The sequence below is a fragment of the [Scytonema hofmanni] UTEX 2349 genome, assembly GCF_000582685.1.
GTDB classification, from domain to species: domain Bacteria; phylum Cyanobacteriota; class Cyanobacteriia; order Cyanobacteriales; family Nostocaceae; genus Hassallia; species Hassallia hofmanni.
Genome location: NZ_KK073769.1, coordinates 29873 through 44258, shown reverse-complemented (window position 1 = coordinate 44258; position 14386 = coordinate 29873). Strand labels below are relative to the sequence as shown.

Annotated in this window: 9 protein-coding genes and 1 pseudogene; 1 reads left to right on the top strand and 9 read right to left on the bottom strand. The window is 42.5% G+C overall.

Translation table 11 applies throughout. The features are described from left to right. Positions 1 to 667: 667 nt before the first annotated feature. The 6 genes from TOL9009_RS0129940 to TOL9009_RS0129915 all read right to left on the bottom strand — a co-directional run bounded on the left by TOL9009_RS0129940 (position 668) and on the right by TOL9009_RS0129915 (position 7329). Entirely contained in the window at positions 668 to 1231 is a 564-nt protein-coding gene (locus TOL9009_RS0129940) for a Uma2 family endonuclease (protein ID WP_029637129.1), read from the bottom strand. A gap of 155 nt (positions 1232 to 1386) precedes the next feature. Next, positions 1387 to 4329: an aminomethyl-transferring glycine dehydrogenase gene (gene gcvP / locus TOL9009_RS0129935; protein ID WP_029637128.1), complete on the bottom strand. Its 2943-nt coding sequence runs from the start codon at positions 4327 to 4329 to the stop codon at positions 1387 to 1389. A 252-nt stretch (positions 4330 to 4581) separates the two neighbouring features. Further along, on the bottom strand, positions 4582 to 4971 hold the full coding sequence (gene gcvH, locus TOL9009_RS0129930) for a glycine cleavage system protein GcvH (protein ID WP_029637127.1): 390 nt from the start codon (positions 4969 to 4971) through the stop codon (positions 4582 to 4584). 786 nt (positions 4972 to 5757) lie between these two features. After that, positions 5758 to 5946, bottom strand: coding sequence for a hypothetical protein (locus tag TOL9009_RS46385; RefSeq protein ID WP_144238414.1), 189 nt, complete (start codon positions 5944 to 5946; stop codon positions 5758 to 5760). A 218-nt stretch (positions 5947 to 6164) separates the two neighbouring features. Then, positions 6165 to 6368, bottom strand: a complete 204-nt coding sequence (locus TOL9009_RS0129920; protein ID WP_029637125.1) for a hypothetical protein — start codon at positions 6366 to 6368, stop codon at positions 6165 to 6167. Positions 6369 to 6417: 49 nt separating this feature from the next. After that, positions 6418 to 7329: a DUF4394 domain-containing protein gene (locus TOL9009_RS0129915; protein WP_029637124.1), complete on the bottom strand. Its 912-nt coding sequence runs from the start codon at positions 7327 to 7329 to the stop codon at positions 6418 to 6420. 489 nt (positions 7330 to 7818) lie between these two features. On the opposite strand from TOL9009_RS0129915, the gene TOL9009_RS42715 reads away from it, so the two are divergent. After that, positions 7819 to 9783 (top strand): substrate-binding domain-containing protein, encoded by a 1965-nt coding sequence (locus TOL9009_RS42715; RefSeq protein ID WP_063628726.1) that lies wholly within the window; start codon positions 7819 to 7821, stop codon positions 9781 to 9783. 370 nt (positions 9784 to 10153) lie between these two features. On the opposite strand, the gene recG is transcribed toward TOL9009_RS42715, so the two are convergent. The 3 genes and pseudogenes from recG to TOL9009_RS47970 form a co-directional block, all read right to left on the bottom strand. Beyond that, complete coding sequence (gene recG / locus TOL9009_RS40960) at positions 10154 to 12355, bottom strand: ATP-dependent DNA helicase RecG (RefSeq protein WP_398344997.1); 2202 nt, start codon at positions 12353 to 12355, stop codon at positions 10154 to 10156. Between the two features lie 214 nt (positions 12356 to 12569). Beyond that, positions 12570 to 12833, bottom strand: a pseudogene (locus tag TOL9009_RS50240) (ATP-dependent DNA helicase RecG); the annotation flags it as partial. Positions 12834 to 12961: 128 nt separating this feature from the next. Next, positions 12962 to 14017: a hypothetical protein gene (locus TOL9009_RS47970; RefSeq protein ID WP_029637123.1), complete on the bottom strand. Its 1056-nt coding sequence runs from the start codon at positions 14015 to 14017 to the stop codon at positions 12962 to 12964. Positions 14018 to 14386 lie beyond the last annotated feature (369 nt).

The following is a 14386-nucleotide window of genomic DNA, read 5'->3' as shown; positions in this document are numbered from 1 at the left end:
CTTGGGGGTTGTCTTGAATATAACTCAGTATGCCACTCATGTTTTTGTTGGAAAAAGAGAATTTTATACTCTTTTACCAGAAAATGATTCTATTTTGGAGATGTCTATTAGACATCTTGTGTGGAAAACAATGTAGAGACGCGATATATCGCGTCTCTACAAGGGTTTGGGGCAACGCATAATTAAATTAGGTCGATGTCTATTATTCAGTGGAGAATTTTAACGGAAGAATTTCCTGGACGATATGTTGTCATTGCCACTACAAATGTTAAGCACTTGGATTGTGTTTTATTTTGGTCAAAATATCATGAATTTACACTAAAGTTTGCATGTGAATTAAGAGATTAGAATAAGAGTTTATATTGAAATCCAAATTCAGCGTGCTTGACTAAGCCTGTAATAATACTTAAGAAATCTACTTGTAGTTCATAATTATTAAGATTACGCAGTTCACAAACCGGAGTTAAGGAACAAAAACCAACAATTAAAAATATTAGGTTTTGCTACCATTTAAAGCAACCTACCTTCTCCTCCCCATCAAATGTGATCGCACTTCCTCCCCATCACATGCGATCGCCTAGCGTATGGGAAGCAGAATTGCCTTCACAAATCTCCAAAAACACGCGCGATCGCACTATGCTGACAATAGCAGACACATAGCATGATGCTAACTACTCATTTTTAACCAACCAAAAACTTGTTCAACAGTTAGTGCCAGTTCAATTTCAGGTAAGACGGGTAAAGAATCTTTTCTGTGGAGCAGCTGTGGCTGTTGCTCTGGTAAAAATACTAAGATACTCAAGTCATCAGGGTCAAGAAACCATCCCAAACGACTACCATACTTCAGACAGTGCAGAATGTTTCCAATCACTTTATTGGGCTTTTGTTCTGGTGAAAGAATTTCAATTGTCCAGTCTGGAGGGAGTTCAAAGTTATCAGGAACTTCATCATCAACAGTAAATGGTATGCGCTTCCATTGAAATACAGCCACATCGGGTATGATCGAGCGTAACCCAAAGCTACACCGTAATTCAGGAAACGCATAGGCAATTCTGCGATCCTCTGCAACTTGATTCACCGCAGCACAGAGTTTACCTTGCAAACGGCTATGTCTCCCTTTTGGCATTGGCTTTTGAATGATTTCACCGTTGATATATTCGCTAGCAGGTTTGGTTTCTGGGATCTGAAGAAATTCTTCTAGGGTCAGGGGTTGGGCAGTTGTAGCGCTCATAGCTCCAAAAATCCTGCGTGAGCAAATGTATTTTTAGTCTAGCAAACCTGGGGCAAACCACTTCTTCTAAGTTACAAAGCGATAGAGACGTTCCACGAGAACGTCTCTACAAGGGTTGCGATGTTTTTATTCGCCTTAATTAACCGGACATATTACTACTGTGAATAAGCTTCCATTGGGAGACAAGAGCAAACAAAATTCCTGTCACCGTAGGCATTGTCAATTCTATTTACAGATACCCAAAATTTATATTCACGAGTCCAGGGTGCAGGATATGCAGCTTGTTCGCGAGAATAAGGATGATTCCATTCTCCAGTAATGAGGTTTTCGGCAGTGTGGGGTGCATTCTTTAAGACGTTATCTTGAGCATCCGCTTTGCCTGATTCGATTTCGGCGATTTCTTGACGAATTGCAATCATCGCATCACAGAAGCGATCTAACTCTTGTTTTGATTCGCTTTCGGTGGGTTCCACCATGATTGTACCAGCTACGGGCCAAGAAACAGTTGGAGCATGGAAACCGTAATCCATGAGACGCTTGGCAACATCATCAATGTCGATATTCGCAGATTTTTTGAGCGATCGCAAGTCTAAAATGCATTCATGAGCAACTAAAGCATTTTTCCCTTTATATAAAACAGGATAATGTTGTTCAAGTTTCTTGGCGATATAATTCGCATTCAAAATTGCGACCTTCGTTGCATCCGTCAAACCATCGGCACCCATCATGGCGATGTACATCCAAGATATTACCAAAATGCTGGCGCTACTCCAAGGTGCAGCTGCGATCGCACCAATTGATCTTGGATTATCTTCGTGCATTTCCACCACAACATGTCCAGGGAGGAACGGCACAAAATGCTGTGCAACCCCAATTGGACCCATACCTGGACCACCACCACCGTGAGGAATGCAGAAGGTTTTGTGCAAATTCAGGTGACACACATCTGCACCAAAATCTCCCGGACGACAAAGACCAACTTGAGCATTCATATTCGCCCCATCCATGTAAACTTGTCCACCGTGAGAGTGAACAACAGCACAGATTTCTTGAATTTGCTCCTCGAATACGCCATGAGTTGAGGGATATGTCACCATTAAAGCAGCAAGTTCTTGACTATGCTTTTCGGCTTTTGCTTTCAAGTCATTTAAATCAACATTCCCGTCCACATCACAAGCAACTGGTACTACTTTCATCCCGCACATCACTGCACTTGCAGGATTTGTTCCGTGTGCAGAGGTGGGAATTAAGCAGATATTGCGATGTCCTTCGTTGCGGCTTTCGTGATATTCCCGAATTACTAAAAGTCCGGTGTATTCACCTTGAGAACCGGCGTTTGGTTGAAGAGAAATTCCCGCAAAACCGGTGATTTCTGCTAACCATTCTTCAAGTTGCTCAAATAGAAGTTGATAACCTTGGGTTTGGGACTTTGGAGCAAAGGGATGAATATTCCCGAATTCCGCCCAAGTTACAGGTATCATTTCCGATGTTGCATTTAACTTCATCGTACATGAACCCAAGGGAATCATCGATGTAGTTAAAGACAAATCTTTACTTTCTAACTTGTGCAGATAGCGCAATAACTCGGTTTCTGAATGATAGGAGTTGAAGACCGGGTGAGTCAAGTAGCTGGTTGTGCGCTTTTGGGGGAGAGGGGGAGAGGCAGGGGAGGCAGGGGAGGCAGGGGAGGCAGGGGAGGCAGGGGAGGCAGGGGGGGATGGTAATTTATCAACTAGGGCGAAGATATCTAACAGGTCTTGCAAATCTTGTAATGTCGTTGTTTCAGCTAAAGAAATGCCAACCGCAGTTTCATTATAAATCCGCAAGTTGATTTTTTGCGCTTCGCAAGCTTTGAGAATTGCTTCTTGATTGCGTGCCCCCAATTCGACTTTGAGAGTATCAAAGAAATTTTCGCTAACGATGCTGTAACCAAGGTGTTTTAATCCTTCAGCCAGAATCACTGTCTTGGTGTGGATATTCTCGGCAATTTCTTTCAGTCCTGCTGAACCATGATACACCGCGTACATACTCGCCATCACTGCCAGCAGGACTTGTGCTGTACAAATATTGCTAGTTGCTTTATCGCGTCGAATGTGCTGTTCGCGGGTTTGTAAAGCGAGACGCAATGCCACTTTACCTTGAGAGTCTTTTGATACACCAACAATTCGCCCTGGAACTTGCCGCTTATACTCTTCTTTAGTGGCGAAGTATGCCGCATGAGGTCCCCCAAACCCCAAGGGAATACCAAAGCGCTGGGTGCTTCCTACGGCAATATCAGCACCAAATTCACCAGGGGGTGTTAACAAAGTTAAGCTTAAAGGATCTGCGGCTACCGTTACCAATGCACCCTCAGCATGGGCTTTTTCGATAAAAGCGCGGTAGTCGTGAATTGTGCCATCGGTGGCAGGATATTGCAGAATTGCCCCAAATATAGTTTCTGCGAAATTAAAAGCTTGATGGTCGCCAACTATAATGTTAATTCCTAAAGGTTTCGCCCGTGTCTGCAACACGTCGATAGTTTGCGGATGACAGTCTTGAGAGACAAAGTAGGTATTTGCTTTATTTTTGCAAACACCATAACTCATACTCATTGCTTCTGCTGCTGCGGTTGCTTCATCAAGCAAGGAAGCGTTAGCAATTTCCAAACCTGTCAAATCGATAATCATGGTTTGGAAATTCAGCAGTGCTTCGAGTCGTCCTTGGGCAATTTCTGGCTGATAGGGAGTGTAAGCGGTATACCAACCGGGGTTTTCTAGGATATTGCGCTGTATTACAGGCGGGGTGATACAGTCAGAATATCCCATGCCAATAAATGAGCGGTAAACTTCATTTTTGACAGCGATTTGTTTTAACTTTGCCAGTGCTGCATACTCACTTAATGCTTCTGGCAATTGTAAAGATTGTTTCAGCCGAATTGCTTGGGGTACTGTTTTGTCGATGAGTGTATCGAGGTCGGAAATGCCCAATAATTCAAGCATCTGTTGGATGTCATCGGAATTGGGTCCAATGTGACGTCTTGTAAAATTACTTGACTTTTGACTCGTTTGACCCACCATCGGCTCATGGTTTGACTGAGGACGCGAAGCATAAATTACCACAAAGTGTTCTCCAGACGTGACTATTTCATATTTTGCAACATCTATATTTGTCGCGTCGGGATTTGCTGAGGAGTTTATCTAAATTTCATGATTTATTTCCGGATGGGGAGACAAGGAGAGGGGGAGATGGGGGGACAAGGAGAGGGGGAGATGGGGGGAAAGAAGAATTATTCCCGTTGTCTCCCTTGTCCCCCTTGTCCCCCTTGTCCCGTTGTCTCCCTTGTCCCCCTTTTCCCCTTGTCCCCCACTCCTCTACACGCCGGTGACTAGGGCGCCATACTCTTTTGCTGTTAAAGTATCATCAATGTCATCTGGATCGTTGACGCGCACTTTAAGTAACCATCCTTCACCGTAGGGGTCATCTGATACTGCTTCGGGATCGTCTATTATGGAATCGTTGCGCTCGATGACTGTGCCTGTAACTGGTGAGTTTAATTCTTCGACGGCTTTGACTGATTCAATTGAACCGAAGCGTTCATTTCTGGTCACGGTGTCGTTTACTTCGGGTAATTCCACAAATACAACCTCACCTAATTCCCGTACTGCAAAGGCACTAACGCCGATGGTGGCAATTTCGCCTTCTAACCGCACGTACTCGTGACTATCCAGGTATTTCAAATCTTCAGGATATTCCAAAGACATATTAGCTCCTCTTTTATGTGAAATAAATTAATGCTGAATGCGCGATCGCCTACATTTTTTGATAATTAACCATATTTTGCAATCTTCGTCAAATATATCGGCGATCGCCTAATGTTAAATTTTGAGGTCGGGGTGAGTGTAATCGATTTAAGTTTCCCATGTCAAGTTATTTATATATTAGGTAGGATTTTTAATGCCGCTTTATACGCAAAGGAAGAGATTTATTGCAATCGCTATATCATGATTTAAGTTCGGATCTCCGAGTTTGTCCCTCAAAACAGAAACGTTCTCACTTCAAACAGGAACGTTCTCACTTCAAACAGGAACGTTCTCACTTGAAATAGGAACGTTCTCACTTCAAACAGAAACGTTCTCACTTCAAACAGAAACGTTCTCACTTCAAACAGAAACGTTCTCACTTCAAACAGAAACGTTCTCACTTCAAACAGGAACGTTTTCGTTTAAAACCTCAAACTTCAACTTGATTTACAATACTTTGCCAAAAATATACACCCCCGAAAGGTGCAGTTATCGAACACTCGTGTGTAGAAGCAGCTTATAAAGATTTAACAGACTTCAGTTAATAAATTTAAATGTAGGGTTCGTTAGTCGCACAGCGCAACGCACCGTCAATAATTAAAGTGCAATAAACATCTCCAGAAATTAATTATGCGTTGCCCGAAACCCTTGTAGATTTGTAGTTGTTGAGTTGTGGGTGTCTTAACTTTAAAACTGCATAAGTTGTTTTTACTTTCATTTATATTTATTTGTCCGGACAAAACAAATCTAGAGAAAAACGGAGAATATTTTCATGAAAGCAAAATACAAGATAGCTGTACTACTTGCATCGGCAACTGCCGTACTTTTAGGTGGAATTTCAGCCCAAGCCAAATCCTTGTCACAGCCAAAATCAGAACAGTTGATTGCACAGTGTAATGGAGGTGGATATCCAGTTTTAGTGTGTGAAATTGTCAATGGAAAAAGGAAGTGTGTTAAGAAGTGCCCCGAAGTGTTCTTGAGAGGGTAAGTGACATACTCCACACTCCCCTTTCTTTCTTGAGTGTGGGCTTCTCAACGACTCTTCTATAAAGTAGGACTTACGCACTCAGTCACGAGAAAACAAGACTTTGAGATTGCTTCCTTGCGTCACAATGACGGAAATGCGTAGTCCGTGCGTAAGTCCTATAAAGATGTTAATTGAGCTTTGAGGGCATGTGTCCCACGCGCCTTTTGGTAGGTGACGTTTGAAACGCAAACCCCGCTATATTATGTATAGTGGGGTTTTCTTGATCATCCGAAATAAATTCTTGTAGTTGTGCGATCGCTGATTCTATATCGGTATTTATGCCATCTTTAATTGTGAGTGAGGCAGAAGTAGATACAGCGTTACAGTTCATTGATCAAGGGTTCGCTAAACAGGGCAACTTTATCCGCGTAAGTCCTGGGCTAATTACGGTCAGTTACGGCTAAACCGATGAAACCTGTGGATACTCTAGCGATTCTTGTTGCAGCACCTGTGGACAGGTCGATGGAATAAAGGGTTGAACCTGACACTGCAAAAGCCATATTGTTACCTTGTGCGTCCGTAAAGATGTCAAACCCACCTGTGGGTGCAAAATTGACGCCCAGGTTGCCTACTGTTTGGAGTCCACCAGCATTGGGTGGATTTTGTAGTACTAATACGTCAAGGTCGTAGTCAATGCCAAAAAGTCGAGTAGCTGTAGCTCCAGCAACAGAATTTTCGTATGCTGAAGCGGTAACGTTGGGGTCAACTCCAGCGTTGACATCCCCACTAACATAAGCCAAGGCTCCATCGACAATAACTTCACCTGTATCTACGTTAGTACGAAAATTTTGGTCATTGCTACCTACTGTTCGCAAGCGATCTACTACGGGATTGAAGTCAAACCCTGACTGAAATCCGCCATTGAAGCTGCTGTTTAATTTACTGACAAACGTAGCTTGACCGTTGCGTGGGTTAATGGTGTATAGGTTGTCAGTGTCTGTAAGACCATAAAGCTGACCTTTTGCTGGACGGAAGTCAATGGCTTGTAAATTGCCGTCAATTCCCCTAACTCTAACTGTTCTACCAAATCCCTTCGGGTTTATAGTCACCAAAGTATTGTTGGCGCTTAAGCCGATAAATCTCAAGGCAGAGAATATGTTATAGTTCCTTGGACTTTCAGTCTGGGGTTCATTATTATCGCTATCATCACTCTCTGTTTCCGAAGTATATTCAGGAGTCTGAGCTACAGTTTGAATGGTAGTGTTAGCCGAAATCTTGTTGACACCTAAACCTAGGAAAACAGTTGATACAGCAACTATAACCGGAAATTTGCAGGCATTTGAAAGTTTCATAGTACACTAGTAAGATCAGATTTGTTGACTTGATTTAGTAGCTAATACAGTTTGCGCTTACCAAAAATTACACCACCAGTCTCAATAACTAGAAACTGTCAATAGTGAATCTCAGTTAGAATTCTTTAACAAGAAACCTAATGTAAGATTACATCAAACTACTATCCGTGTATTATAAGAAACATGTATTAAGCGATTGTTAAGGAAATATTAAGTATTGCACAGTGTAAATAGTCACTTGTAAATCAATAGTTTCTGTTTGGTTTGCTATTTTGTTGTTTCGATTCCTTGAGATTGCGCTCCACCACCTGACCAACACATCCCCGCAATTGATGCAGCTGAGATAAACCGAAACGCCTCGCATTTTCAATGAGCATGACTATTAGTGTTTTATGCTACCTTGGAGCTAGCTAATATTTTATAGAAAAGGTTATATTTTGAGCAAGAAAAACTGTTATTAGCTCTTATAAACGCTAAATGTTTTAAGTTATGATAGGTTTTGATGATACTCGAGTTAGAACAATTCTTATTTTAGCCGCAAATCCAACAGGTACATCTCATTTGCGGTTAGACAGAGAGATGCGTGATATTGATGATGAATTGAAAAAAACTCAGCACCGCCATCGCTTCCATATTAAACAGCGTGGGGCTGTTCGTTATAGAGATGTTCAAGGTGCTTTACAAGAAACTCGCCCACAGATAGTTCATTTTGCTGGACATGGTGAAGCTGACAATGGATTAGTATTTGAGGATCAAAATGGAAAGCCCAGATTTGTTAGTGCCGATGCTCTTGTAAAACTATTTCAGCTTTGTGTAGACCATGTTGAATGTGTGGTATTAAATGCCTGCTTCTCTGAAGTCCAAGCACGAGCAATTGCTCAACATATCCCTTACGTAATTGGTATGAGATGGGCAATTGGTGATACAGCCGCTCAAGAATTTGCTGTTGGCTTTTATAGAGCATTGGGACAAGGGTATTCGATTAAGAATGCCTATGAATGGGGATGTAATGCCATTCAATTGGCAAATATTTCAGAAGAACAAACTCCAGTGCTAGTACAATCCACTGATAAAGTACTTCCCAAACTTGAAAATACAGCAACGAATCAAGGTATTACAACTCAAAATACAGCGACATCCGAGGTTAAATATAAACCTGGAGAACAACAACCCCAGTTTGTTCCCTTAACAGATCAACCAATTGAGACTAGTAACGCTTCATATTCTTCCCCTGAACAGCAGATAAAACTTCCTGTTGAATCAGTCAGGCAAAACACTTTAGCCAAGATTCTAATGGTTGTGGCAATAGTTGTAGGAGGGGTATTGGTTTGGTGGATATTTAATAATCTACTAAATCCTAATACAACTTCACCTCCTATCTCTAATCCCGTTAATGGCATTGAGCCTATTCCTGAGGATAAAAAAATAAAGTCTGAAGACAATACATCCTCACAAGTTAAGCTTACCTTCAAAAATATCCGAGTCCCTCCAGGTCAATTTAAGTATGCTGGTAGTACAATCTCAGCAATATTAATTTGTAAACCACGTAGTATTAGCAATGGAGGAATTTATATTGAAATTCAGCGAGCTCATCCAAATTTTCAATTAGAATATGCTCCCACTGAAGATGGTAGCGCTCATTCTGGCAAAGGCATTGAAATGCTAATCAACAATAAGGTGGATTTTGTTATATCCTCACGTGTCCCTACAAATGAAGAAGATAAACAAATTAACGGCAAGGGATTTAGATTTAAGACAGTTCAAGTAGCAGATTACCCATTGGCAATTATTGTTAATTCTCACATCGGTGTTAATAGTCGTGGTGTTACTCTAGAAGAGTTAGATGGTATATTTGCTGGTGATAAAAATAACTGGAGTGATGTAGAGGGAGCTAAGCAAAAGATTACTCCTTACGTACATGAAGCTGAAAAAAACGCACCTTACAGTTATCTGAGAAATCGCCGTAAAGGACAAAATGCTCAAAATGCTCCAAACACAGAGTATGTCAAAAATACTAGTGAAGGCTTACAAAAGGTTGCAGAAAATTTAGGTGGTATCTATCGCGCTCCGGCTCCACTATCTTTTGGTGAAAAACGTACCAGTCAAGGTTCTTCTGTTTCCACAACAATTAAAACAATACCTATTAAATTAAACAACCTTGAGACTGTTCTTCCCTATACAGATCCAAACTTTAAACCGCTAGAAAAGTGTAAGAATTTGAGCAGTGAGAAAATTACTCCAGCGCCTATAAACTCAATATATCCCGAAGAATTAAAAGAGCAATTATATGTAATTTATAAGGATTATCCTAATAATGAAAATGTTCAAGAAAGGGCAGGAAAAGCTTATGCTCAGTTGTTACTGACCGAAGAAGGGCAAAAACTGCTTGAGCATATTGGGTTTCAACGGCTTCCTGACAGCGAAAGGAGCCGACAATTACGATTGATGAATTAGGGCTTGCTGAATAGAGCTATAACCTTTTCCAAATAAGAGTTTCAATCCTTTTTATTCCAAGCAGGTGCAAACCTATGTCATTATCCATATCAAAATCCCTGCATTTTGGTGGAAAATTGTAGGGTAAATTTGAAAGGCAACCTCCAAAACCACGATTTTTTGTACTGTGTGGTATCTAGATTCGCGTTGTGGAGTTTTTCAGCAAGCCCGAATTAGTAAACAGAGAAAGGATGCGCTAGAGAGGGAAGAACAACCATGACAGAATAAACCGTTTTTGAGGAAAGCAACGGCAACGCCTTTGCTGAAGTCTAAACTCCAGTAAATTAGGCGCATATTAATATAAAAATTGTATATCTTTTGACTTTTTACTTTACGTCAAAATTGTCCCACCCATCAACCGCTCGTAGCGATACTTCAACTCTTCTTTCATCAAATACCAACGCTCTAAAGTTGGATCTATCTCTATAATCTTCTCAGCCGCTTGCCGCGCTAATAATAAAACTTCTTCATCATCAACTAAACTCGCCAAGGTAAAATCTGGCACACCCGATTGACGAGTTCCCAGCACTTCTCCCGGACCGCGAAAACGCATATCCATTTCTGAGATGAAAAAGCCATCCTGGGACTGTTCCAACACTTTCAGCCGCGCTTCTGCATCAGGGCTTCGAGAATTGCTCATCAACAAACAGTATGATTGCGCTGCACCCCGACCGACACGTCCCCGCAATTGATGTAACTGAGATAAGCCGAAGCGTTCCGCATTTTCGATGAGCATGACTGTAGCATTTGGGATGTCTACACCGACCTCAACGACGGTGGTAGAAACGAGAATTTGAGTTTGGCGATCGCGAAATTTACTAATTGCCTCGTCTTTATCAGCGGAACTCATTCTACCATGTAACAATCCCACGGAAAACTCTGGAAAAATGCTTTCTTGTAGATTTTGATGTTCCTCCACAGCCGATCGCAAGTCCAATTTTTCGGATTCTTCCACCAGCGGCAAAACTACGTAAACTTGCCGTCCCTGAGCGATTTCCCGGCGAATTAAATCGTAAGCTTGAGTACGTTCCTTACTCGTCAGCATTGTTGTCTGTATCTTCTGCCTTCCCGGTGGCAATTCATCAATCTGACTCACGTCTAAATCTCCGTGTATCGTCAGCGCTAAGGTTCTCGGTATCGGCGTTGCTGTCATCGTTAATACATGAGGTTGTTCGCCTTTTTGCTGCAAACGCGCCCGCTGTTGCACTCCAAAGCGGTGCTGTTCATCTATTACCACCAAACCGAGCCGATGAAAGATTACTGGGTCTTGAATCAAGGCATGTGTTCCCACTAACAAAGGTAATTCACCCGTTGCTAGTTGCGCGTGAATCTGTCGCCGTTTTGCTGCTTTTGTCGAACCTGTCAGTAATTCTACAGGCAAACTTAGCAAATTAAACCAGCTAACTAACTTACGATAATGCTGTTCTGATAAAACTTCGGTGGGAGCCATCAACGCAGCTTGATAACCTGATTGAATTGCGGCGATAATGGCAATTACCGCGACAACGGTTTTACCGGAACCGACATCACCTTGCACAAGACGATTCATCGGTGCAGGTTTTTGTAAGTCGTTGAGAATGTCGTTGACAACTCTAGTTTGAGCGCCGGTCAGTTTAAAAGGCAATATTTTGTGGAATTGTTCGATTAACTCACCTTTGGGAGCGAGAATAGCACTTTTTTGAATCGCTCGTGCTTGATGCTGACGTTGTAGTAAACTTAGTTGTAAATAGAAAAATTCATCGAAGACGAGACGACGACGGGCAACTTTGAGAGTGTCGCTGTCTTTGGGGAAATGAATGTTAGCGATCGCATCTTTCAATTCCATCAAATTATACTTCTGCCGCAACCCACTGGGCAAAGGGTCTTTCATATGAGCCGCACATGGCAAAGCAGCAATTACCGCTTCTCTGACCATATTTGCCGCTATACCCTCTGTTAAGGAGTAAATCGGCACCACTCGACCCATATTTAAAGACTCAATCGGATCTCCCGGTTGTGCCAAAACTTCTAATTCTGGATTATCCAGCGTCAAGCCGTATTTACCGTTTTTCACCAACCCACACGCTGCGAGAATACTGCCTTCTGCATAACGACGCTTCAAAGTTTCCTGCCAAGCGCGACTAGTAAAGCGCGTACCCGCAAAAAAGCGACTAACTTTGATTTTGCCAGTATTGTCTTGCAACTGTATGTCTAAAATCATTAATTTACTGTTGCGGGGGCTAACATAGCAGTTGCAACTTTTTACCTTTGCCACTATCGTCACCGTTTCTCCCCCCTGCAACTCCCGGATACTTACCTGACGCGCATAATCAATATGGTCGCGGGGAAAGTAATACAGCAAGTCACGCACCGTATATAAATTCAGACCTTGCCCTAAACTTATTGCTTTTCTGACTCCTATTTCTGGTAAATCATGCAATTTTTGATCAATTTTCGGCGCAAGTAACCGACTCACTTCAGCAACGATAGGAGATGTATTAGGCAGTGGGGAGTAAGGAGTAGAGGGGGAGGACAAGGGAGAGGGGGAGGACAAGGGAGAGGGGGAAGACAAGGGAGATGAGGGAGAAATTTCTTTTTGTCCCCCCTGTCCCCCTTGTCCCCCTTGTCCCCTTGTCCCCTTGTCCCCTTGTCCCCCACTCCCCTTGTCCCCTTGTCCCCTTGTCCCCTTGTCCCCTTGTCCCCCACTCCCCCTTGTCCCCCACTCCCCTTGTCCCCTTGTCCCCCACTCCCCCACTCCCCCACTCCCCCTTTTGCAATTGATAAAGATACCTACGAGTTTCTGCTACTAAATGTTGTCTGTCTTCTGACACCAGATTTGGATAGCTTGCAAATTGTGCCGCTAGTTCTTGCCAGCGCCGGCGTTCAGTACTTGGCAGCACAGCGGGGAATTTCCCAAAAGTTAGGGTGAGAAATTCACTGAAACGGTATTGCCTGCCCATCATGTCTGTAAAGCCTTGTTCAGCTTCTATTGTCAAGGCTTTCTGCAATCGTGTCCAATCTGGTGTAGTCATTGCTTACAGGAGTCAAGAGTCAAGAGTTAAGAGTCAAGAGTCAATAGTCAAGAGTCAATAGTCAATAGTGATGCATTTATGACTCTTCGTACAGACGTTCCGGCGGAACGTCTCTACATAACTCTTGACTAATCTTCAAACCAACTAGCACGCCATGCAGCTTCAGCTTCGGCTACTGTTAGTTCTCGGTGCTGTTTTTGATACTCGCGCCCTAGCTTATTTAGCTGAAGTAAGATATTGCGAATCTGCTTGCGTGCAGACGAGAGCGTGAGGTCAGCAAATTCAATTTCCGCAAGTCGCATGTTAAGAGCCATAATCTGTGTCAAACTTGATTCTTCCGGCTCTTTTTCATTTTCAATTTCAATTACTAAGTTTAATAGGTTGGGCGGTGCTGGAGTTACATCCGCAGATGCTTCTGATACAGCTGCTGCCGCTTCTAAAATCTGTTCTGGTAATTTATTAGGTAATATTCTAGCTTTTTGTAATAAAACATTTGCGTCACGGGAAAGTTTTTTCAGCGTTTCTTGCGTCACTCCTTCTAATTGCTGTTGCCATTTTGCTACTTCTACTGGGTTGCATAAGTCTTCAGGGAAAGCTGGGGGAGTTGGGGTAGAGACGTTCTGACGGAACGTCTGTACGGGAGTCGAGGTAGAGACATTCCGATGAAACCTGTCGGGGAAAGTGGGGGTAGTAAGCGAGGTAGGGGAAGTTGGGAAAGTCGATGGAGTTGGCAAAGTCGATGGAGTTGGAAAAGTCGTTGGAGTCGGGGACAACGAGGAAGCTTCCTCATCTTCCTCATCTTCCTCATCTTCCTCATCTTCCTCATCTTCTTCATCTTCCTCATCTTCCTCATCTATCTCATCTATCTCATCTTCCTCATCTTCCTCATCTTCCCTATCTTCCCCACTTTCCATATAACTGAGTAACTGTTGAGCTGCTTTTTGACTTAACTTGCGGATGGCTTGTTGTAATTGTTGCCGTTGATTCAATGACAATTTTAAAAAGTTGTCAGGATGTCCTTGGGTACACAGGTAATAAGTTGCCTGAATCAATTGCTGTTGTACGGCTTGCCCCAAAATTGTTAGATAATTTGTATAAGCAGAAAAAAGTTCTGAGGCGATCGCTTCAATCGCCTCTTCCATTGCTATAATATCCCGTTCAATTCGCTCGATCGCTCTCGCCATAGCTTTTGGTTATTGTCCATCTGAATCTTTTTATGGTACAAATGTACCTCTTTATTTGAAGATAACTTTATCTTATGATTTTATATTTTCAATTGATCTAGGACTTACGCACTCCTGATCGATAAAACGAACCGCCAAGTACGCCAAGTGCGCCTTTGCCCTTGGCGTCTTTGCATCTGAGAAGGAATAAGAGTTGCAGAGAGTTTTTGCGTAAGTCCTGTGATCAATACATTATACTTTTCGGGTCTCTATAACCAATTATTAACAAAATACAGGTCAGCATAGTTCGCTAGACCTGTATTTAAAAGAGTCATTTGTCTTTGATCTGATTCATTAGACATTTCCAGAAACTAATTATGCGTTGCCCTA

What these genes read in the sequence shown, in the direction of transcription:
- TOL9009_RS0129940 (WP_029637129.1), bottom strand. Translation starts at nt 1,231, where the DNA reads ATGAGCGCTACAACTGCCCAACCCCTGACCCTAGAAGAATTTCTTCAG.
- gcvH (WP_029637127.1), bottom strand. Translation starts at nt 4,971, where the DNA reads ATGTCTTTGGAATATCCTGAAGATTTGAAATACCTGGATAGTCACGAG.
- TOL9009_RS0129920 (WP_029637125.1), bottom strand. Translation starts at nt 6,368, where the DNA reads ATGAACTGTAACGCTGTATCTACTTCTGCCTCACTCACAATTAAAGAT.
- TOL9009_RS0129915 (WP_029637124.1), bottom strand. Translation starts at nt 7,329, where the DNA reads ATGAAACTTTCAAATGCCTGCAAATTTCCGGTTATAGTTGCTGTATCA.
- TOL9009_RS42715 (WP_063628726.1), top strand. Translation starts at nt 7,819, where the DNA reads ATGATAGGTTTTGATGATACTCGAGTTAGAACAATTCTTATTTTAGCC.
- TOL9009_RS47970 (WP_029637123.1), bottom strand. Translation starts at nt 14,017, where the DNA reads ATGGCGAGAGCGATCGAGCGAATTGAACGGGATATTATAGCAATGGAA.